Genomic DNA, 26,411 nt, shown 5'->3' with positions numbered 1-26,411 from the left:
TACGTCTATGGCTTCACGAATAATGCGGCCGATTCCACGTGGGCCGTATGCGGGAACATGTCCATCACGCCCGCGGCCTGCAGCTTATAACCATGCTCATGCACCAGAATACCCGCGTCGCGCGCGAGGCTGCCCGGATGACAGGAAATATACAACACGGTGTCGGCACCAGACTTAGCGACCACCGGCAGCACTTCTTTAGCGCCGGCGCGCGGCGGATCGAGCAGGACCTTGTCGAACTTGCCCGCCCAGAGCGCCGGCGACTGCGCTGAGCCGATGCTCTCGTCCGCGAGATTCGCCGTGAAAAACTGCGCATTTCCCAGGCCATTTCGCGAGGCGTTGTCTCGGGCCCGCGCGACCAGACCGGCCTCGCCCTCCACGCCCACGACTTGTCCGGCGCGCCGCGCCAGAGGCAGTGAGAAATTGCCCAGGCCGCAGAACAGATCGAGCACGCGATCGTCCGGCTTCAGCGCCAGCAGCTCGACGGCCCGATCGATCATCTGCAGGTTCAACGGACCGTTCACCTGAACGAAGTCGGTGGGCAGGAATTGCAGAGTGAGGCCGAAGGACGGCAGCCGGTATTCCAGCGGCTCGACATCCTCCATCGGCGCGATGGTCTCGTAGCCGCCAGGCTGCAGGAACATCTGCACCGAATGTTCGCGACCGAAGCGACGTAACAGCTCCCGGTCGGCCTCCGTCAACGGTTCGAGCACGCGCACGACGAGCGCAACCGCATTGTCGGCGACCGCGACTTCGATCTGCGGAACGCGATTGCGAATGCTCAAAGCAGTCACCAGCTCGGACAACGGCACGAGCAGCTGATCGAGCGGCGCTTGCAGCACTTCGCATCGTTGCAGGTCCGTGATGTATGGCGTGCTTCGCTCGCGAAAGCCCACGACGGTGCGATTCTTCTTCGGCACCCAGCGCGCCGCGAGACGCGCGCGACGACGATAATTCCAACTGCCAGCTTGCAGCGGCGGCAACGTTTCCTGCGGCGTGACTCTGCCGATGCGCGTCAACGAATCCATCAGCTGCTTCTGTTTGAACTGCAGCTGCTGCTCGCCCGAGAGGTGCTGCAGCACGCAGCCGCCGCACATGCCGAAATGAATGCAACGAGGCTCGATGCGATCCGGCGACGGCTCGATCACTCTGAGCAGCCGGCCTTCGTCGAAATTGCGGCCGCGCTTGATCCGCTGCCATTCCACCAGCTCGCCAGGCAATGCATCGTCGATGAATACGGTCTTGCCCTCGACGTGCGCGACGCCGCGGCCTTCGTGCGATAAGTCGGTAATCCGCGCGGTTTCCCGCGGGATGACCCCGGCCGAGCGCCCTTCGTTGCTCTGCCTATGGGCCTCTGGCTGAGCGGACGCGCGCTTTCTGGCTTTCGCGTTCACGTGCACGGCCCTTGCGAAATCACATCCGGCGGCGGCCCCCAGGCGGCGAGGAATTCCTGGAAATGCGGCTTGCCCTGGGCCGCGAGCACATCGCGCACGCGAGCCACCTCGGCGTGATATTCATCGCGCATCAAGCGACCGCGCATCAGCTCGAAACGCAAATAGACCAGGAAAGTATTCAGCACGTCGGTTTCACAATAGTTGCGGATCACATCGAGCTGGCCGTCGAGATACGCATCCCAGACTTTGTCGCCGCTCATGCCCAGCTTGCCCGGCAGTCCCAACAGCATCGCGGCCGCTTGCAGGCTCACGCGCGCCCGTCCCTGGAAGCTCGACAACACATCCATCAGGTCCAGATGCCGCGAGTGATAGCGGTTCAGATAGTTGTTGAAGCGGAACGATTGATCCTCTTCGCCCGACTCCCAATAGCGCGGCGCGACGATGCCATGGCGAAGCGCGCGATAATGCAGCACCGGCAGATCGAAGCCGCCGCCGTTCCAGGACACCAGGTCCGGCGTGAACTTGTCGATGCCGTCGTAGAAGCGCTGGATGATCTCCGCTTCCGAAGCGTTCGGATCGCCGAGCGACCAGACCTTGAAGGTGTCGCGCGTGCGCAGTGCGACCGAGATCGCGACCACGCGCTGCTGCTCATAAGAAAGAAATTCGGTGCCCGATTCCTCGCGCCGCTTGGCTTGCATGACGTAGCCGACCTGCTTGTCGCTCAGGTCGCCCAGATCGTAGATGCGCCGGCCCAGCTCGACGTCGGGAATGGTTTCTATATCGAAAACGAAAACAGCCATGCTCGCACCTCGGGTGCGCAAAGAAATCTTCAGGGATGCCGCCGGTGCGCCTCGGCGCAGAGGCCGGAAATCATCGTCCGGCGCGGGCCTGCAGCATCAGGCGCTTCATCTCCGAGACCGCCGTCGCCAGGCCGTGGATCACGGCATGCGCGACGATGGCGTGCCCGATGTTCAATTCGACGATCTCGGGAATCGCGGCGATGGGCTGCACGTTGTGATAGTGCAGGCCGTGCCCGGCATGCACTGTGAGCCCGAGCTTGGCGGCGTAACGGGCAGCAACCTCGATGCGATTGAGCTCTTTGGCGCGATGCTCGCCGAGCGCTTCGGCATAGGCGCCGGTGTGCAACTCGACGACAGGTGCGCCGACACGCACTGCGGCTTCCAGCTGCGCGGGCTCGGGATCGATGAACAGCGAGACACGGATGCCCGCCTCTTTCAGCCGGCCACAGATCCTTTTCAACGAGTCCTGCTGACCGAGCACATCGAGACCGCCCTCGGTCGTGACTTCGGTGCGCTTCTCCGGCACCAGGCACACGTCGGGGGGCCGCACTTCCAAGGCGATTCGCACCATTTCATCGGTCGCAGCCATCTCCAGGTTCAGCCGCGTCTGCAGCGCGCCCTTGCACATGCGGACATCGCGGTCCTGGATATGCCGACGGTCTTCGCGCAGATGAATGGTGATGCTGTCCGCGCCCGCCTGCTCGGCGATCAACGCCGCAAACAGCGGATCAGGATAGGTAGTGCGGCGCGCCTGACGGAGCGTGGCTACGTGATCGACATTGACACCGAGGTGAAGCATTCGAGAATGCTGTCATTTTCCCTTTCTCAACGCCAGCATCACGTGCCGGGTGCGCAGCTCTCGGCCATCCAGGCAGCGGTCCAAAGCGGCGCGCAGCAAACGGCGGGCATCGGTACAAACTGCCGGATCCGACAGCTCCTCGCGTCCGAGCGACAGCAGCGTTGCGCCGGAATAAACCAGGGCGCTCTCGGCAGCGCCTTCGACGCGCACCGGACCTTGTTCCATCCGGTAATGATAGGAAGCGTCCGGATCGAGCTGCGAGCCATCCTGTGCATCCCGTTCCAAGGCGAGACCATAGCCGATCGCTTCGAGCAGGCGCTTCTCGAACAGGCGCAGCGGACGGATCGCATCCTCGAGCTTCAACCGATCCATCGTCTGCGAATAGAGCGCGAACACATCGGGATGGCTGTCATGCCGAGCGAACAGCTTCAGCAGCAGCTCGTTCAAGTAAAAGCCGTGCACCAGTCGGTCGGCCGGCAACGGCGTCATCGCGCCGTCGAACTCCGCACCGGTGAGCTGCCCCGCCTCGCCTCGCCCGCTCCATGAAACGAGCAAACGGTTGAACGGTTGCAGGATGGGCAGTAGCGACGCGCTGGCCTTGGCGCCGCCGCGCGCGCCGCGGGCAAATACGGAGACTCGCCCGTGATCTCTAGTAAACAGCTCGAGAATCCGGCTCGTATCCCGATACGGCCGGTGATGCAGCACGTAGGCGGGCTGCAGTTGAATGCGGCGAGCGTCGCTCACGCTGCCTCACATCTCATATCCCAACTGCTTCAGCGCCATCTCGTTGTCCGACCAGTTCTCCTTGACCTTCACCCACAGCTCCAGGTGCACGGGCCGGCCGAACAGATTGGACATTTCGATGCGCGCCGAGCGGCCCACTTCCTTCAATTGCTCGCCGCCCTGGCCGATGACGATGGCCTTCTGGCCGGTGCGCTCGACCCAGATCACGGCATTGACCAGCAGCCGGCCGTCTTCTTCCTTGAATTGCTCGAGGGCCACGGTCAGTCCGTACGGCAGTTCCTGGCGCAGACGCAAGGTGAGTTTCTCGCGCACGATCTCGGCGGCCTGGAATTCCGGGCTGCGATCGGTCACCTGATCGGGCGGGAAATGCGGCGGCGACAGCGGCAGGTGCTTCGCGATGATCGACGGCAGCTGCTCGAGATTGCTTTTTTTCAGCGCCGACAGCGGCACCACTTCGACGAACTCGGCGCGACGATTCATTTCCTGGATGAACGGCAACATGCGCTCGCGCGGCTGCACCTTGTCGACTTTGCTGAGCACGAGAATGATCGGGCGCTTCTGCTGTTTCAGCGCATCGAGCACGCGCTGATCCTCTTCGCTCCAGCTCAACGACTCGACGACGAACAGGTTGATGTCCGCGTCCGCCAGCGATGACAGCGCGGCGCGATTCATATGTCGGTTCATCGCGCGACGCGCCGAGGAATGAATGCCCGGCGTGTCGACGAAAATGATCTGCTCTTCCGGTCGCGTCAGGATGCCGAGGATGCGATGACGCGTGGTCTGCGGCTTGGGACTGACGATGCTGACCTTGCGGTGGAGCAAGGCATTCAGCAGCGTCGACTTGCCCACGTTGGGCCGGCCGACGATCGCGGCGAAACCGCAGCGATAGTTCGACGGGACGGGATCGCCCGCCTCGGCCTGCTCGGCGCCGTCGTCCACATCATCGAACTCAGGGGGATCCTCATGCATCGCGCTTACTCATCAAAGGTGATCAGGGCCGAGGGGAAATTCCCTGGCTCTCGTGAAAGGCTGCCAACAACAGTTGCGCGGCGGCCTGCTCGGCACGGCGCCGGCTGGCGCCGCTCGCCGATACTTTCAGGCCCAGCGAGCTGACCGAGCAGCGCACCTGGAAAACTTGATTGTGCGCCTCGCCGGAGATGGATTCGACTGCGTATGAAGGCAAGGGCAATCCGCGTGCCTGCAGCGCCTCCTGCAGACGCGTCTTGGGATCTTTGAGCTCGGCCGCGCTCGGCAGCCGGTCCAGCCGCGGCACGAACAGGCGCTCGATCACCCCAGCCGCGGCCTCGAAGCCGCCGTCGAGATAGACCGCGCCAAACAGCGCCTCGAGGGCGTCGGCCAGAATCGATTTGCGTCGGAAACCGCCGGACTTCAGCTCGCCGGATCCCAGCCGCAGCTGGCTGCCCAGATCGATTTCCGCGGCGATCACAGCCAGCGCCTCTCCGCTCACCAGGCTGGCGCGGAAGCGGGACAGGTCGCCTTCGTCGGCGGTCGCGAACTCATGGAACACCAGCTTGGCGACGACGCAGTTGAGGACCGCGTCGCCGAGGAACTCCAGGCGCTCGTTGTGCGAGCCACCGGCGCTGCGATGGGTGAGCGCCGACTCGAGCAAGGCCGGGTCGCGGCACTCGTATCCAAGCTTGTCACGCAGCCATTGGGAAGCAGTCTTCAAGTCTCAGCCATCGCTCCGCCGGTGCTGACAGTCTTGTCGAAGTCGACGACCAGCGAAATATTCGAGATGAAAGGCGCTTCGGCACGATACCAGGCGCGCATGCTGTAGCCGTTGCCGCTCCGCTTGACCTCAATGTCCTTGTAGTCGACGCTTTTGATGTCCTCGATTGACCAGCGCCGCCCGAGTGCGGTCCGGATGTCCTTCGGCGAGGCGGCGCCTTCTTGGGCGGTCTGTTCCATCGCCCGGACGACCGCCATGTACTCGAGGTACAGCGGCACCACCCGGATCACGCCGTATAAGCCCAAGCCCACGATGGCGAGGATGGTGATCATGCCCAGGGCTGTGGCGCCACGCTGACGAGACCGCATGCACGAACTCCGTTAAACAGGCCGGATATAGGCCAGCATGGCGCGCAAGATACTCCAATCAGTGGATTGGAGCGCCGATCCGGTCCCAAATTGGCGCGTTCGGCAGGTCCCAGTTGAGCCAGATCCGGACCGCTTTGCCGACCAGGTTGCGCTCCGGCACGAAGCCGACATCGAAGAACCGGCTGTCCTTGCTGTTGTCCCGGTTGTCGCCCATGAAGAAGTAATGGCCGGCCGGCACGATCTCATCGTAATCCCGGCCCTCGCCGTCGTACCGGTCACGCATGTACAGCACGCTGTGGTCGACGTTGCCGAGATGCTCGGTCGCCCGCATCGCGCGGGTGCCGTGTTCGTTATAAGGCCCGTTCAATTCCGTCGGCACGCGCTCGCCGTTGATATACAGGTTCTCGCCGCGCACCACGATGTGGTCGCCCGGCAGGCCGACCAGCCGCTTGATGTAGTTGGTCGCCGGATCCCGCGGCAGGCGGAACACGATGACATCGCCCCGCTGCGGATCGCCGATCGAGACGACCTTGGTGTTGACCACCGGCAGGCGCAGACCGTAGGAAAACTTGTTGACGAAGATGAAGTCGCCGTCCAGCAGCGTCGGCATCATCGAGTCGGAGGGAATGCGGAACGGCTCGAACAGGAACGAGCGGATCAGCAGCACGATCAGGATGACGGGAAAGAACGAGCGCGCGTATTCGACCATCAGCGGCTCGCGAATGTTGTCCGGCGCCACGCCTTTGGCGCTGGCCGCAGCCACACGCTTGGGCTTGAAGGCCAGCGAGTCGATGCCCCAGATCAGGCCGGTCAGCAACGTTGCCGCGACCAGGATGAACGAGAAGTCGAAGATCATGCTTTGTCCACTTATTCTTTCTTGGCCTTGCCTACCTGCAGAACCGCCAGGAACGCCTCCTGCGGGATTTCGACCGAGCCCACCTGCTTCATGCGCTTCTTGCCTTCTTTCTGCTTCTCCAGCAGCTTGCGCTTGCGCGAGATGTCGCCGCCGTAGCATTTGGCCAAGACATTCTTGCGCAGCGCCTTCACGGTCGCGCGGGCGACCACGTGACTGCCGATCGCCGCTTGAATCGCGATCTCGAACTGCTGCCGGGGAATCAGCTCCTGCATCTTATCCACCAGTTCCCTGCCGCGGTGGTACGCGTTGTCCTTGTGCACGATCAACGACAGCGCATCGACGCGATCGCTATTGATCAGCACGTCCAGCTTCACCAGCGGCGCGGTCTCGAAGCGGTTGAATTCGTAATCGAACGAAGCATAGCCGCGGCTCACCGACTTCAGTCGATCGAAGAAGTCGAGCACCACTTCAGCCATCGGCATTTCGTATTGCAGCGAGACCTGGTTGCCCACGTACAGCATCTTGGTCTGGCGGCCGCGCTTTTCCGTGCACAACGTGATCACCGCGCCGACGTACTCCGGCGGCAGCAGAATGTTTGCTGTGATGATGGGCTCACGCAGATCTTCGATGTCGTTGCTCGGCGGCAGCTTCGAAGGATTGTCGACGTTGACGATGGTGCCATCGGTTTTCAGGATCTCGTACACCACCGTCGGCGCGCTTGTGATGAGGTCCAGGTTGTACTCGCGCTCCAATCGCTCCTGCACGATGTCCATGTGCAGCAGGCCCAGGAAGCCGATGCGGAAGCCGAAGCCGAGCGCCGTCGAGACTTCCGGTTCGTAGTGCAGCGCCGAGTCATTAAGCTTGAGCTTGGCGAGCGCGTCTCTGAAGTTTTCGTAATCGTCCGACTGCACCGGAAACAAGCCGGCGAACACGCGCGGCTGCACCTGTTTGAAGCCAGGCAGCGGCTCGCTGGCCGGCCGGCTGTCGAGCGTGATGGTGTCACCCACCGGCGCGCCGTTGATCTCTTTGATGCCGGCGATGACGAAGCCCACTTCGCCCGCTTCGAGCGTCTCGCTCGGCTTGGACTTCGGCGTGAAGCGGCCGAGCTTGTCGACCTGGTGCGCGCGGCCGGTCGACCACATGCGGATCTTCTGGCCCATGCGCAGCGAGCCATTCATCACACGCACCAGCGACACGACGCCGACGTAATTGTCGAACCACGAGTCGATGATCAACGCTTGCAGCGGTCCGTCCGGATCGCCCTTCGGCGGCGGGACGCGCGCGATCAACTGCTCGAGCAGCTCGGGCACGTTCTCACCGGTCTTGGCGCTGACTCGGATCGCGTCCTCGGCCTCGATGCCGATGATTTCTTCGATCTCCTTGATCACCCGATCCGGCTCGGCCGACGGCAGATCGATCTTGTTCAGCACCGGCACCACTTCGAGGCCCTGCTCGATGGCCGTGTAGCAGTTCGCGACGCTCTGCGCTTCGACGCCCTGCGCCGCGTCCACGACCAGCAGCGCGCCTTCGCACGCAGCCAGCGAGCGGGACACTTCGTAGGAGAAGTCCACGTGGCCCGGCGTATCGATCATGTTGAGCTGATACGTCTGGCCGTCGCGCGCCTTGTAGCGCAGCGACACGCTTTGCGCCTTGATGGTGATGCCGCGCTCCCGCTCCAGATCCATGGAGTCGAGCACCTGCGCCTCCATCTCGCGCTGTTCCAGACCGCCGGTCAACTGAATGAAGCGGTCGGCGAGCGTGGACTTGCCGTGATCGATATGGGCAATGATCGAGAAGTTGCGGATCAGCTTCATCTGCAAGGGCTTGTAATTGCGGGCCGGGGGACTGGCCGGCGGCCGCGGATTATAGCGGGGGTTGGCGGCCGGCGGTTGGCCGTTAGCGAACTGCCGGCTAGCGGACGATCTGCCGGACCCGCTCCCGGTCCAGGCGGTAGTCGCAGACGAAGTCGCCGTCGGCGAGCAGGACGGGCACCCGGTGACCGTATTTACGGGCCAGCGCCGGGTCGCCGTCGACATCGACCACGCTGACCCGGGCGGCCTCGGCGGGGCTCAATTCTTCGGCCAGCTCTGTCAGCAATTGCTCGCACAGGCTGCACTCGGCGCGGCTGAGCACCGTCCAAGCGGTCATTATTGCTGGGGCGGGACGGCGGTTGCGGGGGTGGGGGCGGTCTTGGCCTCATCCTTGGTGACGCTGGAGGCAATCGCTTCCAGGGTGACTGGCGACACTTCGCCTACAGCCGTGACCTGGTGACCGTCCAGTGCCCGCGAGAATGCAAAGGCGGCCCCGACCTTGGCCAGGCCCCGCATGGGCTGCGCCTGCGGGTCGGACGGCTCGATGAACACCGACACCGACGCCAGGCCATCCGAATACACCAGGTGCTGCACCGGAACGTTGGAGCCGGCGATCAATTGAATGCGCCACGCCGTCAGCCGGAAGCCCGCGGGCAGGCGAATCACGCCCCACCCTCCGACCTGACCCGCAGCCAGCTGTGGCTGCACGTCCTGCCGGATCCAGCGAAAACCTTCGCCGGAAATCGATGGCTTGAGACTGTCGGCGGGAATACGGTCGCGGAAGTTCAGCTCCGCGAACAGGATCTGCTCGATGACATTGCCGTCGCGATCGCACAGCTGCGACTTCAGCGGCATCGCGGTCTCGTCATCCAGCCACAGGCGATAGCCATAGCGGAACTGGTCGCGCGGGGTGACATTGATCACCTGCGTGCGGCGGCCCAGCGCCTTGGTGAATGGGCCGCGCTCGATGTTGTAGTGAGCTTCGAGCTCTTCGTTGTACGCCGGCACGGCGGCGAGCAGCGTGTTGTCGTCGGTGCGCTTCTCCACCAGCACCGTGCGACGGTCCGGCAGATAGCAAACCACTTCGCTCTGATTGCGGATGATTTCGCGGCCGCTGCCGTCGAGCGACACCAGCCGCTCGGTCACCTTGCCCTTGTCGACCCGGTGATAGATGCGCATCGCCTCCCGACGGGAGTCGCGCATGTGGAAAAAACGGCCTTCGTAATTGCGGGTGGCGAGCGCCTCCGACATGCGCTCGAGCCACTGGCGGGCTTCGCGATCCCCGGCATTCGCCGTGGAAGCCACCGTCAGCAAGGCGGCGATCAGCGTAACAGGCCATCTAATCAGCATAGAGACAGTGGCGCGCTGTGATGCCATCAACGTTCCGCGGAGCCGTCGTCGCCGATGGAAATCTTGATCTCGCCTTCGCCGGACTCGAGGGCTTGCGCTTCCTGGTCATCGGCCAGCACGCCGCTCAACACCGAGCGACGGCCGAGCGGCGATGAATATTCACTGTGCGCGACCACGTAATTGGTCAGGCGCGTCGCCGGAATGAAGGGAGACTGGGTCGTCGAGGTCGGCACCACGTAGCTCGACTCGGCATCCGATGCAACCACTGGCTCGTTCGCGGCAGGTTGATTCGCCGCGACCAGCGGAGTGCTCACCACACCCAGATCGGACTGACCGGTCGGCTGCATCGTCAGCACGGCGACCGCCGCGACACCGGCGGCAATGGCCATGCCGGCTGCGGGACGCAGATAGCGAATGACTGCCGGCGACATTCCCGAGGCGCGCTCGGCGGCGGCCGGCTTCTGAGCGACCTTCGGACGAGCCATCGGCGCCGCCGTCTCGGCCTGGGCCGGTTCAGCGGCCACTGCGGCCATGACCTTGCTGGCGAAATCGCGCGACGCGACCGCTGGACGTTCGGCCCGCATCGCCTCGCCGATCAGCGAGTAGCGGCCGATCGCGGCACGCAGCTCAGCCTCCCGCCCCACCCGCTTCAACAGCAGGTCGAGCTCCGCCGGCGGCAATTCGCCGTCCAGGCAGGCAGAAAGCTGTTCGTTCAGAGCATCCGTCATGCTGTCACCACGATGGTCTTCGCCCATCAAATTTGCCACAACTCCACGCCCGTCGGACGGCTCACCCCTGCTCACTCGATCATTTTAATCGAGTAGGGGCTTGAGCTTTTTATCGATGGCCTCGCGCGCCCGGAAAATCCGCGACCGCACCGTGCCCACCGGACAATCCATTGCTTCGGCAATCTCCTCGTACGACAGCCCTTCCAACTCGCGCAGCACGATGGCGGTGCGCAGGTCTTCGGGCAGTTGCTCCATGGCCTCTTCGACCACGGCGCGAATCTCGTCCGTCAGCAGCACCCCTTCGGGAGTGTCCGCTTCCTTCAGTTTCGCCTGCCGGTCGTACTGATCCGGATCCTGCAGATCCAGATCGAAGTCCACCGGCCGGCGTCGCTGCGACACCAACGCGTTTTTCGCGGTGTTGATCGCAATCCGATACAGCCATGTATAGAACGCGCTGTCACCGCGAAAAGATGCCAGTGCCCGGTACGCCTTGAGGAAGGCTTCCTGGGCGACATCCTCGGCCTCGGCGGCATCGTTGACGAAGCGGCCCACCAGCTTCAACACGCGATGCTGGTATTTCAGCACCAGCAGGTTGAACGCCGTCTGGTCGCCCGCCTGTACGCGCCGGACCAGTTCCTGGTCGGTGTCATCCGCGTTGATCGCGTTGGTCGTCAAGCGCCCGCTCCCTGCCCGGTGGGCGGAAGCGCGCTCATCGGCAACGCCACGACTGCCCTCATAGACTGACGAGCCGCGCGAAAGTTCGCTGCGACATAAGCGTTCCTGAACACTTGCTGAGCGATTGCGTGACGGGCTTCAAAAATCATCGTCCCGCACCGGCCAAAGCGCATAAAGAGACTGATTCCAGTCGCAACCGGGCGTTCAGACGCCGTAATTCTGCAGGTAGTACGTCGCCCTTCAGGATCAGCATCGAGCGATGCCGGGGGTGCGCGCCCGGAATGTGCCAGCGGAGCCACAACCAGCGGCTGCCGATGCGCGAGCTGGCGGACAGCGTGGCCGGAATATTTTGCCGGGTGGCGCTGGCGAGCCGCCAGCTGCCGTCGGACAACCAGCTGACCGCCGTCAACCGGTCGGTCCCGCCGAGCCATCCTTGCCACCACAGGCCGAACCCGACGAGGCTGGCGGCGATGACAAAAAACAGTGCGGCGGCCAGCGGCGGAATGGGCAGGAGCATGGCGGCGGCCGCGACTCCCAGCAGCGCGAGCGCGCCCAGCCGCCGTTCGGAGCGGCGGCTCCGTACGTCAAGCGTCAGCGTTGGGATTGCGGAGTCTGGCAATGACATGCGCCCAATCCGGATCGTCCGGGACCTCTCGTTGCACTACGTAGGCGAACAGCTGCGGGTCTGGCGCCTCGAGCAATGCTACGAAGGCCTGTTGTTCGGCAGCCGGGGCGGAAGGATACCGTTCCTTTAGATAGCGTTCGAGCAGCACGTCCAACTCGCGCATGCCCCGCCGGCAACGCCAGCGGAGCTGTCCCACGGTTGGCGGCCCATTCATAGACGATATGCCATCAGTGCTTGCGCTCGGCGATCTTCTTCTTGATCTCGGCAATCGCCTTGGCCGGATTCAGGTCCTTCGGACAGGCCTCGGTGCAGTTCATGATGGTGTGGCAGCGATACAGCTTGAACGGATCTTCCAGCGCATCCAGACGCTCGCCGGTCGCCTCGTCGCGGGTGTCCACGATCCAGCGATAGGCCGCCAGCAACGCCGCCGGACCCAGGTAACGATCGCCATTCCACCAGTAGCTCGGGCACGAGGTCGAGCAACAGGCGCACAGAATGCACGCCGCCGGACGGTCGATCTTCTCCTGATCTTCCTTGGACTGCAGGCGCTCGCGATCCGGCGGCGCCGGCGTGCGCGTCTGCAACCACGGCTTCACCGAAGCGTACTGCGCGTAGAAATTCGTGAGATCCGGCACGAGATCCTTGATCACCGGCATGTGCGGCAACGGGAAGATCTTCACCGTCCCTTTCACATCCTCGGTGGCGCGCGTGCAGGCCAGCGTGTTCACGCCGTCGATGTTCATCGCGCACGAGCCGCAAATGCCTTCACGGCACGAGCGACGGAACGTCAGCGTCGGATCGATCTCGTTTTTGATCTTGATCAGCGCGTCGAGCACCATCGGACCGCAGCTGGCCATGTCCACTTCATACGTGTCATAGCGCGGGTTCTGGCCCGACTCCGGATCGAAGCGATAGATCCGGAACGTCCGCACATCCTTGGCGCCTGCCGGCGCGGGGTAGTTCTTGCCGACGCCGATGACCGAGTTCTTGGGAAGACGGAATTGCGCCATGATCAGTACACCCTCGCCTTGGGCGGAACGACCTCAACGTCGTTGGTCAGTGTGTTCAAGTGCACGGGCCGGTAGTCGAGCGACACCTTGCCCTGCGGATCCACCCACGAGAGGGTGTGTTTCATCCAGTTCACATCGTCGCGCTCCGGGTAGTCCTCGTGGGCGTGCGCGCCACGGCTTTCCTTGCGGTTCTCGGCGGACACGATGGTTGCGACCGCCTGGCTGCGCAGGTTGTCGAGCTCGAGCGTTTCGATCAGGTCGGTGTTCCACACCATGCCGCGATCGCTGACGTTGACCTCGTCGAACGACTTGAACACTTCCTGCATCTTCTGCACTCCCTCGATGAGCGATTCGGAAGTGCGGAACACGGCCGCGTGGTTCTGCATCGTGCGCTGCATGTTCAGTCGGATGTCCGCGGTCTTCAGCGAGCCCTTGGCATTGCGGAACTTGTCGATGCGGCTGAGCGCGAGATCGCCCGCATCCTTCGGCAGCGGCCGATGTCTGGTATTCGGCTTGACGATCTCGGCAGCGTGACGCGCAGCTTCGCGGCCGAACACCACCAGGTCGAGCAGCGAGTTCGAGCCTAGACGGTTCGCGCCGTGCACGGACACGCACGCCGCCTCGCCCACCGCCATCAAACCCGGCACCACGGAATCGGGATTGCCGTTCTTCAACGTCACCACTTCGCCGTGATAGTTCGCCGGGATGCCGCCCATGTTGTAGTGAACCGTCGGCAGCACCGGAATCGGCTGCTTGGTCACATCGACGCCCGCGAAGATCTTCGCGGTCTCGGCGATGCCCGGCAGACGCTCGTGAATCACTTCGGCGCCGAGGTGCTCGAGGTGCAGATAGATGTGATCTTTGTGCGGGCCGACGCCGCGGCCTTCGCGAATCTCCATGGTCATGGAGCGGCTGACCACGTCGCGGGACGCGAGGTCCTTCGCGTTCGGCGCATAGCGCTCCATGAAACGTTCGCCCTGCGAGTTGCGCAGAATGCCACCCTCGCCGCGCACGCCTTCGGTGATCAGACAGCCGGCGCCGTAGATGCCGGTCGGATGGAACTGCACGAACTCCATGTCCTGCATCGGCAGACCGGCGCGCAGCACCATGCCGCCACCGTCGCCCGTGCAAGTGTGAGCAGACGTACAGGAGAAGTACGCACGACCGTAGCCGCCCGTCGCGAGAATCGTCTGATGACCGAGGAAACGATGCAGCGTGCCGTCCGCCATGTTGATGGCGACGACGCCGCGGCACTCGCCGTTCTCCATGATCAGGTCGACGGCGAAATATTCGATGAAGAACTGAGCTTCGTGACGCAGCGCCTGCTGATACAACGTATGCAGCATCGCGTGGCCGGTGCGGTCCGCCGCTGCGCAAGTACGCTGCGCGGTGCCCTTGCCGTAGTGCGTCGTCATGCCCCCGAACGGACGCTGATAAATGCGACCGTCATCGGTGCGCGAGAATGGCACGCCGTAGTGCTCCAGCTCGATCACCGCGCCGGGCGCTTCTTTGCACATGAACTCGATGGCGTCCTGATCGCCCAGCCAGTCCGACCCTTTGACGGTGTCGTACATGTGCCAGCGCCAGTCGTCTTCGCCCATGTTGCCGAGCGCGGCGCTGATGCCGCCCTGCGCGGCCACGGTGTGGCTGCGCGTTGGGAACACCTTCGTCAAACACGCAACGGACAGGCCGGAATGCGCCAGACCGAAAGTGGCGCGCAGGCCGGCGCCGCCGGCGCCGACGACCACGACGTCGTAACTATGGTCGATGAATTGATAGGCGCTCATGCGGCGCTCCCGAAAGCAATGCGCAGCACGGAGAAGATGCCGAGCGCGCCGAGAAGGAAATGAACGAACTGCAGGACGATCTTGGTGACGATCTTCGCGCCGTGCCCGGCGACGTAGTCCTCGACCACTTCCTGCACGCCCAGCAGCGAGTGATACAGCATGGTGCCGATCAACAGCGACAGCAGCACGGCGTTGATGGGCGCCGCGATCCAGGCAGTGACGCTCGCATAGCTCGTGTCAGGCATGCGAACCAATGAAAACACGAACCACAGGCCGAGCAGCACCAGCGCCACCGAGGTGACCCGCAGCGTCCACCAGTGACCGACGCCGTCGCCCGCCGAGCCCAGTCCCAGAACCCGTCCTACCGGACTGCGCAGACTCATACTTCACCCCGGCGCACGAGCAAGAACCACAACAACGCGGTCAACACGACCGCGCCCAGGAACGCGATCCAGCCGCTGGTGCGCGCCGTCTTCTTGTCGAAGCCCCGCCCCGTGTCCCACACCAGGTGACGCACGCCGTTCAACAAGTGATAGAAGAACGCAAACGAGAATCCGACCAGCAGAAGCTTGATCAGCGGATGCGCGAACACGGCCTGCGCGTTTGCATACGCCTCCGCGCCGCTGGCGGCAGCGACCAGCCAGTAAACAAACAACAGCGTACCCACGCTGAGCGCACAGCCGGTGAGCCGGTGCAGGAACGACAGCGTATTGGTGTACTGCCATCGATACATCATGAACGGCGATAGCGGCCGCTCGTACTTGGGATTGCTCATGTGAGGTAGGGCCTCAAGTCGGAAAGCGGATCAAAAATCGATGCAACGGCCGGCCTTTTCCCAATCGCCGAAGCGCGTCGGCTCCGGCCCGTCCCGGCCGCCGATTTCTTTCGGCGCGACGTGCTCGCTAGTGGAACCTGCGGTGCGTGGCTCGGTCGAAACGTCCGCGTGCGGCCCCTCGGCCCCAGCGTGTGAATCTGGCCGCGAATTTGTATCTGCCATTGAACCGGACGATGATGGCGGTGGACCGTTCGAACGGCCGGTAGTGTGCCAGAAGGCCCCCCTGCCCGGAACGGCGCGCTTTTCGTTTGTGGCGAGGCTTGATTTCGGATTTCACGAATGTCTGCCCCTATTTCCGTCCCAGCCGTGAGTATTTTCGCCCCCCTGACCAGGCTCGCCACCATTATGGTGAGCGGCGCCGACGCGCGCGCCTATTTGCAAGGTCAGCTGACGGCCGATCTGGACACGCTCGGCTCGAATCGAGCGCAGCTCACCTGCTGCAATTCCCCGCAAGGCCGAGTGCAAGCGGTGTTTTGGATGTTGGCACGGACCGAGGGCATTGCATTAGTGCTACCCGCGGCCCTGCTCGATAGCACCGTGCTGCGCCTACGCAAATATGTGCTTCGGGCGAAAGCGAAGATCGAGCCGGCCAAACATCTGCAGCTTGGTGTCGTGCCCCGCTCTGCCCTGCCCGCGGATGTGACTTTGGCTGAAGCCGGCTCGCACCAGGAGATCGGCGGTGTGAGCTATTTCACATTGCCCGGCATGGAAGATGTGCTGGTGCTTGGCGCGTTCTCTGCCGCTGTCGATGCGGCGAGGGAACATCAGTTCCATTTGTCACAAGTGCGCGCCGGCCTGCCTCAGGTTTATCCGGAAACTCACGAAGCGTTTGTCGCGCAAATGCTGAACATCGACCTGCTCGGCGGTATCGCCTTCGAGAAAGGTTGCTACACCGGCCAGGAAATCATCGCCCGCGCCCATTTCCGCGGCACCGTCAAACGCCGCATGTTTCTTTTTCACAGCGCCGGCGCGGCGCCCGTTCCTGGGACGCGCGTGTTGGCTGGGGAGCAACATGCTGGCGATGTGGTTGATGCCGCGAGCACCCAGGATGGATGCAACATCCTGGCGGTCATCAGTCTCGCGCAGCTCAACAGCGAGCTACACGTCGATGGACAGGATGGATTGCTTAAGCAGCTGCCGATGCCGTATTCGCCGTCGGAATAAGAGGTTTGGCAACGAAGAGGATGGGTGTGACACGCTCGCAGCCCCGGGTTACGGCGGCGGGAGAACTCTCAGAGGTGTTTCGCCTGCCGGCACGCATGAGCAAGCACAGTCTTGATTACGCCGGCGGCAGAGTTCTCGGAAGCTGTTCGCCTGCTGGCACGCATGAGCAAGCACAGTCTTAATCACGCTGGCGGCAGAGTTCTTGGAAGCTGTTCGCCTGCTGGCGCGCACGAGCAAGCACAGTCTTGATCACGCCGGCGGCAGAACTCTCGGAAGTCTTTCGCCTGCCGGCGCGCACGAGCAGGCGCAGCCTCGATTGCGCCGGCGGAGCAGCTCTTAGAGCCTTTCGCTGACTCTGCCCTCCCCCGCGCCCAGCGAAGCGCAGGCGCCGCGAAAGCGTGCTTGAGGCGCGAAGCGCCCCATGCTCGAAAGGAACCGGCGTGGCCCGCGACAGGAAGCATCGAGCCGCGCATCTTCGAGCTGGGGAAAGGTGGAGGGTCTCGGGAAGTTCGCAACCACGGTGACTCGGCCACCACGGCCATTCGAGCAAGCCGTTGCACGTTGGCAGTACCGATGACGATGCGCGTTGCAGCTCGCAGCGCGTTAGCGCGCAGCGAGCGACACGGACGGTGACGCGGCCACTGAGCAAATCGTGCGGCAGCCATCGAGGCAAAGCCCGCCGACAGTGAAGACGCTCGCGAGTTTCCCGAGACCCTCCACCTACGCCCCAGCTCTGCCGAAGGCTGCGCGCAATGCGTTAGCACCGCGCGCGTTAGCGCCAACGCGTCAGCGAAACCCGTCAGGTCTCCGGCCGCATGTATGGGAACAACAGCACATCGCGAATCGACGGGGAGTTGGTAAACAACATCACCAACCGATCGATGCCGATGCCCAAGCCTGCGGTCGGCGGCAAGCCGTACTCCAGCGCCCGGATGTAGTCGGCGTCGTACTGCATGGCCTCTTCATCGCCCGCCGTCTTGCGCGCAAGCTGATCTCTGAAGCGCTGCGCCTGGTCCTCTGGATCGTTCAGCTCGGAGAAGCCATTGGCGATCTCACGCCCGCCGATGAAGAACTCGAAGCGATCCGTGATGAACGGATCCGAGTCATTGCGCCGTGACAACGGCGACACTTCGGTCGGATAACCATAAACAAAGGTCGGCGCGAGCAGCCGATGTTCGGCCGTCTTCTCGAAGATCTCGATCTGCAGCTTGCCCGGCCCATCGCCCTGCCCGTAAGGAATTCCCAACTTATCGCAGTGGCCACGCAGGTACTCGAGATCACGCAGCTTGGCGCGCTCGATGCCGGGATTGAAGTGCACGACCAGGTCCTCGACCGTCACGCGACGGAACGGCTGACCGAAGTCGAACACCTCGCCCTGATATTCGATCTGCCGCTTGCCGAGGATGGTGTCGCACAGACCCTGGCACATCCGCTCGACCAGGTTCATCAGATCGGTGTAGTCCGCGTACGCCTGATACAACTCCAGCATCGTGAACTCGGGGTTGTGCCGGGTCGACACGCCCTCGTTACGGAAGTTGCGGTTGATCTCGTAAACCCGCTCGAAGCCGCCGACCACCAGGCGCTTCAGATAAAGCTCCGGTGCGATACGCAGAAACAAATCGATGCCGAGCTGGTTGTGATGCGTGACGAACGGCTTGGCGACCGCGCCGCCGGCGATCGCCTGCATCATCGGCGTCTCGACTTCGAGGAAGTCCATCGCGTCGAGGAAGTCACGCAAATACTTCACGAGCCGCGTGCGCGTGCGGAACGTCTGCCGGCTGTCCGGGCTGACGATGAGATCGACGTAACGCTGGCGATAGCGCGTTTCCTGATCCGACAGGCCGTGCCACTTGTCCGGCAGCGGCCGCAGCGACTTCACCAGCAGGCGCAGCTTCTCGACCTTCACCGACAGCTCGCCCGTCTTGGTGATGAACAGCGTGCCCTCCGCGCCGAGCACATCGCCGACATCCCATGTCTTGAACTCGTCGTAGACCGCGCCGACCGCGGCGCTCTGAATGAACAGCTGAATCTCGCCGCTGCGATCCGCGATCTTCGCAAAGCTCGCCTTGCCCATGACCCGCTTGATCATCATGCGGCCGCCGACCTTCACACGCACCGTGTTCTGATCGAACCAGGCGGGCTCGCGATCGCCGTACGCCGTCAGCAGCTGATCCGCCAGCGCGTCACGGCGGAAATCGTTCGGAAAGCCGTTGGCGCCCGCGCCGCGCAGCTTGTCGAGCTTGGCGCGCCGCTCGGCAATGAGCTTGTTCTCATCGACTGCTTCGGCAGCCGGTGCATTCGGGGCCTTGGTGTTTTCAGACATGTTTTACAGCCCCTGCTTCAGGCTCGCTTCCAGGAACGGATCCAGATCGCCATCGAGCACCTTGTCGGTGGCGCCGATTTCCACGTTGGTGCGCAGATCTTTGATGCGCGACTGATCCAGCACGTACGAACGGATCTGGTTGCCCCAGCTCACGTCGGACTTGGCGTCCTCGAGCACCTTGGCGGCGGCGTTGCGCTTGTTCACTTCCAGCTCGTACAGCTTGGCCTTCAGCATCTTCATCGCCTTGTCGCGATTCTTGTGCTGGCTGCGCTCGGCCTGGCAGGCCACGACGATGCCGGTGGGCATGTGCGTGATGCGCACGGCCGATTCGGTCTTGTTGACGTGCTGACCGCCGGCGCCGCTGGAGCGATACACATCGGTCTTCAGGTCCGCGGGGTTGATGTCGATCTTGATGTTGTCATCGACTTCGGGCGAGACGAACACCGACGCAAACGACGTGTGCCGGCGCGCGTTCGAATCGAACGGCGACTTGCGGACCAGGCGATGCACGCCGGTCTCGGTGCGCAGCCAGCCGTAGGCATACTCGCCGGTGAAGTTGATGGTGCAGCTCTTGATGCCGGCGACTTCGCCGTCGCTCACCTCTTCGACCTCGGTCTTGAAACCGCGCTGGTCGCCCCAGCGCAGATACATGCGCATGAGCATGCTGGCCCAGTCCTGCGCCTCGGTGCCGCCGGCGCCGGCCTGGATGTCCAGGAAGCAGCTGTGCGGATCCATCTCGCCCGGGAACATGCGCTGGAATTCCAGCTTCTTCAGCTGCGCATCGATGGCGGCGAGGTCACGCTCGACATCGGCGATCGCCGACGGCTCGTTCTCGGCGATGGCCAGTTCCAGCAGCTCCTCGGCATCCTTCACGCCATTGGTGACCTTATCCAGGGTGCCGACGATTTGCTCCAGGCGCGCGCGCTCCTTACCCAGTTCCTGGGCTCGGTCGGGCGTATTCCAGATGGCAGGATCTTCCAGCTCGCGGCTTACTTCCGCGAGGCGTTCGCTCTTGGTGTCGTAGTCAAAGAAACCTCCTGAGCGCCCCGCCGCGCTCGGTGAGGTCTTCGATGGAACGGCGGATGGGATTGGTTTCCATGTCTTGAGCTTGGCGTCGATCGCGGGAAATTGAGAAGGCGGATCCTAGCAAAAACCGACGCTTAAAGGACCCGCAAATACTCCACGACCAGCTGCAGGCGCTCCGAGCCGTTGTACCGGTTCACGTCCAGCCGGTAGGCCAGCTCCACCCGGGAATCCGGTTCGACGTGCGGCGCATCGTCGTGATCGAAGTGGCGGAACGCGATGGCCTCGCAGCTGGAGCCGCCCAGCGGCCCATCGCTCGACACACTGCGCACCTCCAGCTTCAAGTGGCGTTCGCCCAGAATGCGCACGTTGCGCACCTCGAAGCAGCCATCGAACATCGGCTCGGGAAAGTTCTGGCCCCACGGCCCCGCCTGCTGCAGCAGCCGCGCGACGTCGAGCGTCAACTCGTCGTGCTGCAGGCTGCCGTCGGAATGCACGATGCCGATGGTGTCGTCGATGCTCATCCAGCGGCGCACTTCGGCGTCGAACTCGGCGCGGAACATATCGAGCGTCGCGGCCGGCAAGGTCAGCCCCGCCGCCATCGCGTGGCCGCCGAACTTTTCGATCAGTCCCGGATGGCGAGTCGCGACCGCGTCGAGCACATCACGAATGTGCACGCCCGAGATCGAGCGCGCAGATCCCTTCAACGTATTCGCATCTGCGCGAGCCAGCGCGATGACCGGACGATTCACCCGCTCCTTGACGCGCGAAGCGACCAGTCCGACCACACCCTGGTGCCACGACTCATCGAACAAACAAAGCCCGAGCGGCAGCTGCGGATCTTCGGCGCGCATATCAGCGATCGCCATCAGCGCTTCCTGCTGCATCTGGAGCTCGAGCTCCTTGCGATCGCTGTTCAACTGCGTCAGCCGCGCCGCGAGCATGCGGGCCATGTTGGGATCGTCGGTCAGCAAACATTGAATGCCGATCGACATGTCATCGAGCCGGCCGGCCGCGTTCAAGCGCGGGCCGATCTGGAATCCCAGATGAGCTGCGACCACTTGCGATGGAATGCAACCCGCCGCCTCGACCAGCGCATGAATACCCGCGACACATCGACCCGCTCGGATGCGGCGCAGACCCTGATGGACCAGCACACGATTGTTTCTATCCAGCGGCACGAGATCCGCCACCGTGCCGAGGGCGACGAGATCGAGCAACTCTGTGACCGCCGGCGGCTTCGCGCATAAGCCGCGTTCCTGCATGGCTCTCGTGAGTGCGGCCATCAAATAAAACGCCACGCCGACGCCGGCCAGCGCCTTGCTGGGAAACAGATCGCCTGGCGCGTTGGGATTCACGATGGCGTTCGCGGCCGGCACGGTCGCGGGCGACAAGTGATGATCCGTAATCAATGTCTGGATCCCGAGCGAGGCGGCCATTGCCACACCGGCATGACTGGAGATGCCGTTATCGACGGTGACGATCAGCCCGGGTTTCATTTCCGCGGCGAGCTGCACGATCTCCGGCGTCAGGCCGTAGCCGTACTGAAATCGATTGGGCACCAGGAAGTCGACTTGTTTGAAGCCGAGCCCGCGCATCTGACGCACCACCAGCGCGGTGCTGGTCGCGCCGTCGGCATCGAAATCACCGACGATCACGATGCGACTGCCGCGACCAAAATGATCGCAGAGCAAATCGACCGCGGCATCGATGCCACCGAGGCGAGTGACCGGGATCAATCGCGCCAGGCCCAGATCGAGATCGTCAGCGGCGTTCACGCCTCGATTGGCGTACAAGCGTTTCAGCAATGGGTGCAGATCGCCGGGCAGCGCCATCGCCCCACCCGCCTCGCGGCGACGAATAGTGCGATTCAACATGCAGCCCAGTTCGCCGGCTGCAAATCACGACGCCACAGCTTGAACATGGCGGCGCGGTCGGCGACGACCTGCCACCCATCGAACATCACGGTGAGCCGGGCGATCGCGCCGCTCATCAAGGCGCGACTCGCCGGCGCCAGCCACTTTGTCTCGAGCGCCTCGACATCGGCCGCATCGATGAAAGCCACCGTCGGTCCGCTGATTCGAGACAGCAGCGAAGCAGCATCCGCCGGCTGCGACTGCATCGGCCGCTCATGCAGGCGAAAGACGCCACGCAAATAAACATCATCGCCGCAGGCGGCGGGCAGTGCCTGTGCACTCACGTCACTCAACATTCCTTCCCCATGCAACCAGATCGCATTCAGCGCCGGCAAGCCTCGCAGCTGACGCTGTGTGTTGACCGGATGCTCGTGTAACAACATTTGCAGCTCGGTCATCAACCGCCGCAGCCCGGCCGCATCGCGCCCGCTCGGCAGAATGTGTTCCGCCGGATTTGCAGCAGCAAACTCGGGAGTGACGGTCTGCACTTGCAGCGGCGCTTCGCTGCGCAGTAGCCATTCGCCATCAGCGCCGTCGTGCAGCTCGAAGCCCGTGGACTGTAGATGATCGGCGAACCTCGGCGCCAACGAGTTGCGTTCAGCAATGCTCATGCGCGCTTGGCCGTGCAGAGGCACCGTCGTCAACCGATCCAAACCCGCGGCGAAGTGTATAGGCTGCGCGCGCAGCCAGAAACCGCCGGCGCGCTCACCAGTAAGGCCAGTACGAATGACCGCGGCACTGGGATACTTATCGGCAACATCGTGGAGTTGAAGTGCGTCGAGGATGGCCGCATGCAAGGCATCCTGGCGGGCTTCGATCGGTCGCTTGCCCACGGAGCCGCGGCCGGCGAGACGCGCGAGTTGCGGCCATCGAGCGGGGCCGGCCTCATCCCCGGCGCGCAAGGGATTCAGGCCCGAAACGATCAAAGTCAGCGTCTTCAACATCTTCAACGCAGCGGCTTGCGACCTGCGCTATGGTAGCCCAATGAAACTCACCGACGAGAAAATTGCAGGCATCAACCTGATCCGCTCCTACGGGGACAGCGAGGTGCGCATCGGCGAGACCGTGATTCACGGCAGCTGCCTGGTGAAAGCGGATCGGATCGTCAGCGACTGGCGGCCGCAGAGCGTCGCCGAGTTGACGCTCGACGATCTGCAGCCGGCGCTGGCGATGCAGCCCGAATTGATCGTGATCGGTTCGGGCCCGAAGCAGGAATTCCCCGCGCCCGAGGTGCTGGGCGCAGTGATGTCGCGCGGCATCGGTTGTGAAGTGATGGATACAGGCGCGGCGTGCCGCACCTATAACATTCTCGCGAGCGAGGGACGCACCGTCGTCGCGGCGCTGCTGCTCAAGAACAGTTGAAGAACATTCTCCCGGTCACCCTGTTGGCCAGGATGACCGGGAGAAGACGCGAGGGACTGAAGATCGTTCGACCCAACTCGCCTGGCCGCTCCACTGGAGTCGTCGCCTGACGGAATATTCTTTTTCTTTTGCTTTTGTTCTTCTTCGCGCTGTTTCCTCGAATCCCCCTCCGCCCCCGCGTCTTCTCCCCGTCACCCGGCTTCGGTGGTATTACCGACGACACGATGGGGGCGGATTTAGACACACGATCGCGCAATGCGCAACCCTTGTTCGCTTCGCGAAATCCCCGGGGGCCGACGCGTCATCTCGACTGCAATGATCGGGCCAGTCGCTTCGACGCGTTGCTCACTCACCGTTGCGGCAGCAATGTCAGCGGATTGCCCGGCGTGCCATTGATCCGGATCTCGAAATACAGCTGCGGCGAGCCCTGCGGCCCGTTGCCCATGGTCGCGATGCGCTGACCCGCGGTGACTGCATCGCCTTCCGCGGTCAGCACCGACTGCAGATGTCCGTAGGCGCTCAAATACGTTTCGTTGTGCTTAACGATGATCAGCTGGCCATAACCCAGCAGCCCGGAGCCCGTATAAACGACGCGGCCGGGCCCAGCCGCGCGCACGTCCTGACCGAGCTGCCCCACGATCATCAGCCCATTGCCGCCGTTAGGACGCGATGTGAGCGTCGCAGTCCCGTTGCTCACTGGCCATTGCCACTTCACCGGCGGCCCGGAGGGAATTGCGGGCCGGCGGGGCGCCGTCGGTGTGGGTCGTGCCTTCGGTGGAGTCGCTCTACGCGAAGCGGAGGCCCCTGCTTTTGGAGCAGATGAAGCAGTGCGTGCGCTGCCGCCAGGAGCGGAGAGCCGCAGCGTCTGGCCAGGATAAATCACATAATCCCGGCCGATGCGATTCCATCGCGCCAGGTCTTTGTAATCGAGCTTGTGACGAAACGCGATGGAGTAAAGGGTGTCGCCGCGCTTTACGATATAGGTGCCCGCGCGCTCCGGATTCGACGCGCAGCCGGCCAGCAGGGCCAGCGCGATCAAGCAGGGCGCGAGCCACCGGCGCGACACAGAAATCAGTTGAGTCCCTTGAGCAGCGGCACGAAACTGACCAACCCCAGTGTCTCCTTGTGAAATTCGTCGCCGCGGCGTTCATCGACACGGCGTGTGATGCGCACCAACTGTTGCCGGCCTTCGGGCCCGACCGGCGCGATCAAGCGGCCACCCGGCGCCAGCTGCTGAAACAATACGTCCGGAATCGCGAGCGGCGCGGCCGCCATCAGAATGGCGTCGTAAGGCGCGTGCCCGCTCCAGCCCTGAAAGCCGTCGCCGTGACGTAAATGGACATTGGAGATATTCAGTTCCCGCAAACGCTGCCGCGCGCGCTCCTGCAGGGCGCCGATGCGCTCGATGCTGTAGATGAACCGCACCAGCGGCGACATCACCGCTGTTTGATAACCGCAGCCGGTGCCGATCTCCAGCACCTTGCCCGGCGTGCCCGCTTCGATCAGCGCTTCCGTCATGCGAGCGACGACGAACGGTTGTGAGATGGTCTGGCCGTGCCCGATAGGCAGCGCTGTATCTTCGTATGCACGCGTCGCGAGCGCTTCATCGACAAACAAGTGGCGCGGCACGTTGCGGATCTGATCGAGCACCGCTGGATTGACGATGCCCTGATCGCGCAGGCGCTGAACCAAACGTTCGCGCGTGCGTGCCGATGTCATGCCGATGCCGGCACGGTTTCCGCTGTTGTTTCTCGGCGGCGCGGGCGGCTTCATTCAGGCCGTCCCTGCAGCCAGTTGCGCATGTCGTCGAGCATCGAATGGCGCGTCAGATCGATCTGCAGCGGCGTCACCGAAACATAATTGTTCGCGACCGCATGGAAGTCGGTGCCCGGACCGGCATCCTGACTGCCGCCGGCAGGACCGACCCAATACACGGGACGCCCGCGCGGATCGGCCATCTTCACGATGGGATCGGAGCGATGGCGGAAACCCAGGCGCGTCGCCTGATAGCCGCGCAACTGATCGTAGGGAACATCGGGGACGTTCACGTTGAGAATGGTCGCCTGATGCAACGGCGAGCGCTGAATGCGCATCACCAACTCGGCAGCGACGCGTGCGGCCGTCTCGTAGTGCACGCCCGAGTCTGGCTGAATGACCAGCGACACGGCCATGGCAGGCAGGCCCAGAAAGCGTCCCTCGACGGCGGCGGCGACCGTGCCGGAGTAGATCACGTCATCGCCCAGGTTGGGACCGTCGTTGATGCCGGAGACCACCATGTCGTGGTCGTCCTCGCCTTCGAACAGTCCGGAGACCGCCAGGTGCACGCAATCCGTCGGCGTGCCGTTGACCACCAGGAAGCGGCGCTCGCCGAACGGCATCACGCGCAAGGGCACGTCCAGCGTCAGTGAGTTACTGGCACCGCTGCGGTTGCGGTCGGGCGCGACCACGGTAATGTCGGCAAGCGGCGTGAGCGCTTCGTCGAGGGCACGCAGGCCCTCGGCGCGGTAACCGTCGTCGTTGCTGAGAAGAATCTTCATGCATTCATGAAAGCTGGCGGCGCGGAACTATACTGGAAATGTCGCGTCGACTTCATGAGCCGGCGCTGGAGTAACGGGTGAACGACGATCCGGATCATGACAGCCAGGCCTTCCGGGAGGCGATGCGCGACGTACGCCGTTTGCGTGACACCAGCAAGCGCGCCCCGACGGCGCCCAAACCGCCGCCGCGAGCGCGCTTTACCCGGGCAGATCAGCAAGAGGTCCTGAGGGAAAGCCTGCTGCCGCCGAGCGATGAGGCCATGCTCGCGACCGGCGACGAGCTCAGCTTCCGCCGGCCGCACATTCCCGAATCGGTCCTGGTCAAGCTGCGCCGGGGTCACTACACCGTCGACGCCGAGCTCGACCTGCATGGCATGACCGGCGCCGAAGCCAAAGCCGCCATGCGCGACTTCCTCACCCAGGCCGTATTCCGGCGACTGAGCTGCGTTCGCATCATTCACGGCAAGGGCCGTGGCTCCGGACCGCGCGGCCCGGTGCTGAAGAACGTCGTGAACCAATGGCTGCAAAGGATCGACAACATCCAGGCCTTCGGCTCGGCGCGACAGGTGGACGGCGGCAGTGGCGCCGTCTACGTGCTGCTGCGAGTGAAGTGA

General features: G+C 63.5%; 30 protein-coding genes. 3 read left to right on the top strand and 27 right to left on the bottom strand.

The annotated features are described in order from the left end of the window. Nucleotides 1-5 precede the first annotated feature (5 nt). The 20 genes from rlmD to GYH35_RS35455 all read right to left on the bottom strand — a co-directional run bounded on the left by rlmD (nucleotide 6) and on the right by GYH35_RS35455 (nucleotide 15,634). Nucleotides 6-1,394 carry a 23S rRNA (uracil(1939)-C(5))-methyltransferase RlmD gene (rlmD, locus tag GYH35_RS14360; protein WP_235936779.1) on the bottom strand — a complete coding sequence of 463 codons (1,389 nt, stop codon included), beginning with the start codon at nucleotides 1,392-1,394 and terminating at the stop codon, nucleotides 6-8. Continuing rightward, entirely contained in the window at nucleotides 1,391-2,194 is an 804-nt protein-coding gene (locus tag GYH35_RS14355) for a 3'-5' exonuclease (protein WP_161812442.1), read from the bottom strand. The genes rlmD and GYH35_RS14355 overlap by 4 nt, the downstream gene beginning before the upstream one ends. 70 nt (nucleotides 2,195-2,264) lie before the next feature. Beyond that, entirely contained in the window at nucleotides 2,265-2,993 is a 729-nt protein-coding gene (gene pdxJ, locus GYH35_RS14350) for a pyridoxine 5'-phosphate synthase (RefSeq protein WP_161828799.1), read from the bottom strand. Nucleotides 2,994-3,005: 12 nt separating this feature from the next. Continuing rightward, nucleotides 3,006-3,737: a DNA repair protein RecO gene (gene recO, locus GYH35_RS14345; protein WP_161828798.1), complete on the bottom strand. Its 732-nt coding sequence runs from the start codon at nucleotides 3,735-3,737 to the stop codon at nucleotides 3,006-3,008. Between the two features lie 6 nt (nucleotides 3,738-3,743). Continuing rightward, entirely contained in the window at nucleotides 3,744-4,706 is a 963-nt protein-coding gene (era, locus tag GYH35_RS14340) for a GTPase Era (RefSeq protein ID WP_161828797.1), read from the bottom strand. Nucleotides 4,707-4,728: 22 nt separating this feature from the next. After that, the gene (gene rnc, locus GYH35_RS14335; RefSeq protein ID WP_161812438.1) at nucleotides 4,729-5,427 is read right to left on the bottom strand and encodes a ribonuclease III; all 699 of its coding nucleotides are present in this window, start codon (nucleotides 5,425-5,427) and stop codon (nucleotides 4,729-4,731) included. Further along, nucleotides 5,424-5,759 (bottom strand): DUF4845 domain-containing protein, encoded by a 336-nt coding sequence (locus tag GYH35_RS14330; protein ID WP_161828796.1) that lies wholly within the window; start codon nucleotides 5,757-5,759, stop codon nucleotides 5,424-5,426. The genes rnc and GYH35_RS14330 overlap by 4 nt, the downstream gene beginning before the upstream one ends. Before the next feature lie 94 nt (nucleotides 5,760-5,853). Continuing rightward, nucleotides 5,854-6,651 carry a signal peptidase I gene (gene lepB, locus GYH35_RS14325; protein ID WP_161812436.1) on the bottom strand — a complete coding sequence of 266 codons (798 nt, stop codon included), beginning with the start codon at nucleotides 6,649-6,651 and terminating at the stop codon, nucleotides 5,854-5,856. Between the two features lie 11 nt (nucleotides 6,652-6,662). Next, nucleotides 6,663-8,465: a translation elongation factor 4 gene (gene lepA, locus GYH35_RS14320; protein WP_161812435.1), complete on the bottom strand. Its 1,803-nt coding sequence runs from the start codon at nucleotides 8,463-8,465 to the stop codon at nucleotides 6,663-6,665. A 97-nt stretch (nucleotides 8,466-8,562) separates the two neighbouring features. Continuing rightward, a complete protein-coding gene (locus GYH35_RS14315; RefSeq protein WP_161812434.1) occupies nucleotides 8,563-8,799 on the bottom strand; it encodes a glutaredoxin family protein in 237 nt (78 codons plus the stop codon). Then, the gene (locus GYH35_RS14310; protein ID WP_161828795.1) at nucleotides 8,799-9,812 is read right to left on the bottom strand and encodes a MucB/RseB C-terminal domain-containing protein; all 1,014 of its coding nucleotides are present in this window, start codon (nucleotides 9,810-9,812) and stop codon (nucleotides 8,799-8,801) included. The genes GYH35_RS14315 and GYH35_RS14310 overlap by 1 nt, the downstream gene beginning before the upstream one ends. A 26-nt stretch (nucleotides 9,813-9,838) precedes the next feature. Beyond that, nucleotides 9,839-10,540, bottom strand: coding sequence for a sigma-E factor negative regulatory protein (locus GYH35_RS14305; RefSeq protein ID WP_161812432.1), 702 nt, complete (start codon nucleotides 10,538-10,540; stop codon nucleotides 9,839-9,841). An 84-nt stretch (nucleotides 10,541-10,624) separates the two neighbouring features. Beyond that, on the bottom strand, nucleotides 10,625-11,215 hold the full coding sequence (gene rpoE, locus GYH35_RS14300) for an RNA polymerase sigma factor RpoE (protein ID WP_407676215.1): 591 nt from the start codon (nucleotides 11,213-11,215) through the stop codon (nucleotides 10,625-10,627). A gap of 145 nt (nucleotides 11,216-11,360) precedes the next feature. Beyond that, entirely contained in the window at nucleotides 11,361-11,840 is a 480-nt protein-coding gene (locus GYH35_RS14295) for a hypothetical protein (protein ID WP_161812431.1), read from the bottom strand. Beyond that, on the bottom strand, nucleotides 11,800-12,003 hold the full coding sequence (locus GYH35_RS35460; protein ID WP_161812430.1) for an FAD assembly factor SdhE: 204 nt from the start codon (nucleotides 12,001-12,003) through the stop codon (nucleotides 11,800-11,802). Before GYH35_RS35460 ends, GYH35_RS14295 begins: the two co-directional genes overlap by 41 nt. A gap of 64 nt (nucleotides 12,004-12,067) precedes the next feature. Then, on the bottom strand, nucleotides 12,068-12,850 hold the full coding sequence (locus tag GYH35_RS14285; protein WP_161812429.1) for a succinate dehydrogenase iron-sulfur subunit: 783 nt from the start codon (nucleotides 12,848-12,850) through the stop codon (nucleotides 12,068-12,070). Between the two features lie 2 nt (nucleotides 12,851-12,852). After that, nucleotides 12,853-14,637, bottom strand: coding sequence for a succinate dehydrogenase flavoprotein subunit (gene sdhA, locus GYH35_RS14280; protein ID WP_161812428.1), 1,785 nt, complete (start codon nucleotides 14,635-14,637; stop codon nucleotides 12,853-12,855). After that, entirely contained in the window at nucleotides 14,634-15,020 is a 387-nt protein-coding gene (gene sdhD, locus GYH35_RS14275) for a succinate dehydrogenase, hydrophobic membrane anchor protein (RefSeq protein ID WP_161812427.1), read from the bottom strand. Before sdhD ends, sdhA begins: the two co-directional genes overlap by 4 nt. Then, nucleotides 15,017-15,412: a succinate dehydrogenase, cytochrome b556 subunit gene (gene sdhC, locus GYH35_RS14270; RefSeq protein WP_161812426.1), complete on the bottom strand. Its 396-nt coding sequence runs from the start codon at nucleotides 15,410-15,412 to the stop codon at nucleotides 15,017-15,019. The genes sdhD and sdhC overlap by 4 nt, the downstream gene beginning before the upstream one ends. A 30-nt stretch (nucleotides 15,413-15,442) precedes the next feature. After that, the gene (locus GYH35_RS35455) at nucleotides 15,443-15,634 is read right to left on the bottom strand and encodes a DUF1674 domain-containing protein (RefSeq protein WP_202624316.1); all 192 of its coding nucleotides are present in this window, start codon (nucleotides 15,632-15,634) and stop codon (nucleotides 15,443-15,445) included. 144 nt (nucleotides 15,635-15,778) lie between these two features. Between GYH35_RS35455 and ygfZ the strand changes: the two genes are divergently transcribed. Further along, nucleotides 15,779-16,636, top strand: coding sequence for a CAF17-like 4Fe-4S cluster assembly/insertion protein YgfZ (gene ygfZ, locus GYH35_RS14260; RefSeq protein WP_161828794.1), 858 nt, complete (start codon nucleotides 15,779-15,781; stop codon nucleotides 16,634-16,636). A 799-nt stretch (nucleotides 16,637-17,435) separates the two neighbouring features. Here ygfZ and lysS read toward each other — a convergent pair. From lysS to GYH35_RS14240, 4 genes are all read right to left on the bottom strand, one after another. Then, nucleotides 17,436-18,959, bottom strand: coding sequence for a lysine--tRNA ligase (gene lysS / locus GYH35_RS14255; RefSeq protein WP_161812424.1), 1,524 nt, complete (start codon nucleotides 18,957-18,959; stop codon nucleotides 17,436-17,438). A gap of 3 nt (nucleotides 18,960-18,962) precedes the next feature. Further along, nucleotides 18,963-20,058, bottom strand: a protein-coding gene (gene prfB / locus GYH35_RS14250; RefSeq protein ID WP_129647167.1) for a peptide chain release factor 2 whose coding sequence is annotated in 2 segments (ribosomal slippage) — nucleotides 18,963-19,994 and nucleotides 19,996-20,058 — 1,095 coding nt in all. Because the reading frame shifts where the segments join, the coding sequence is not laid out codon by codon here. A gap of 61 nt (nucleotides 20,059-20,119) precedes the next feature. Then, entirely contained in the window at nucleotides 20,120-21,859 is a 1,740-nt protein-coding gene (gene recJ, locus GYH35_RS14245; RefSeq protein WP_235936778.1) for a single-stranded-DNA-specific exonuclease RecJ, read from the bottom strand. Next, complete coding sequence (locus GYH35_RS14240; protein WP_161812423.1) at nucleotides 21,853-22,848, bottom strand: hypothetical protein; 996 nt, start codon at nucleotides 22,846-22,848, stop codon at nucleotides 21,853-21,855. Before GYH35_RS14240 ends, recJ begins: the two co-directional genes overlap by 7 nt. Before the next feature lie 34 nt (nucleotides 22,849-22,882). Here GYH35_RS14240 and GYH35_RS14235 point away from each other — a divergent pair, with 34 nt between their 5' ends. Next, the gene (locus GYH35_RS14235; protein WP_161812422.1) at nucleotides 22,883-23,260 is read left to right on the top strand and encodes an Mth938-like domain-containing protein; all 378 of its coding nucleotides are present in this window, start codon (nucleotides 22,883-22,885) and stop codon (nucleotides 23,258-23,260) included. A 349-nt stretch (nucleotides 23,261-23,609) separates the two neighbouring features. On the opposite strand, the gene GYH35_RS14230 is transcribed toward GYH35_RS14235, so the two are convergent. From GYH35_RS14230 to surE, 3 genes are read right to left on the bottom strand one after another with little or no spacing between them, the layout of a single operon-like run. After that, nucleotides 23,610-24,299, bottom strand: a complete 690-nt coding sequence (locus GYH35_RS14230; protein ID WP_202624315.1) for a peptidoglycan DD-metalloendopeptidase family protein — start codon at nucleotides 24,297-24,299, stop codon at nucleotides 23,610-23,612. 32 nt (nucleotides 24,300-24,331) lie between these two features. Next, the gene (locus tag GYH35_RS14225) at nucleotides 24,332-25,033 is read right to left on the bottom strand and encodes a protein-L-isoaspartate(D-aspartate) O-methyltransferase (RefSeq protein WP_161812420.1); all 702 of its coding nucleotides are present in this window, start codon (nucleotides 25,031-25,033) and stop codon (nucleotides 24,332-24,334) included. Continuing rightward, nucleotides 25,030-25,797 (bottom strand): 5'/3'-nucleotidase SurE, encoded by a 768-nt coding sequence (gene surE, locus GYH35_RS14220; RefSeq protein WP_161812419.1) that lies wholly within the window; start codon nucleotides 25,795-25,797, stop codon nucleotides 25,030-25,032. Before surE ends, GYH35_RS14225 begins: the two co-directional genes overlap by 4 nt. Before the next feature lie 77 nt (nucleotides 25,798-25,874). On the opposite strand from surE, the gene GYH35_RS14215 reads away from it, so the two are divergent. Continuing rightward, on the top strand, nucleotides 25,875-26,411 hold the full coding sequence (locus GYH35_RS14215) for a Smr/MutS family protein (protein ID WP_202624314.1): 537 nt from the start codon (nucleotides 25,875-25,877) through the stop codon (nucleotides 26,409-26,411).

Origin of the sequence: Steroidobacter agaridevorans, assembly GCF_009932555.1 — a bacterium.
Taxonomy (GTDB): domain Bacteria; phylum Pseudomonadota; class Gammaproteobacteria; order Steroidobacterales; family Steroidobacteraceae; genus Steroidobacter; species Steroidobacter agaridevorans.
Note: the sequence above shows the minus strand (reverse complement) of the source record. Positions and strands in the feature narration are given on the sequence as shown.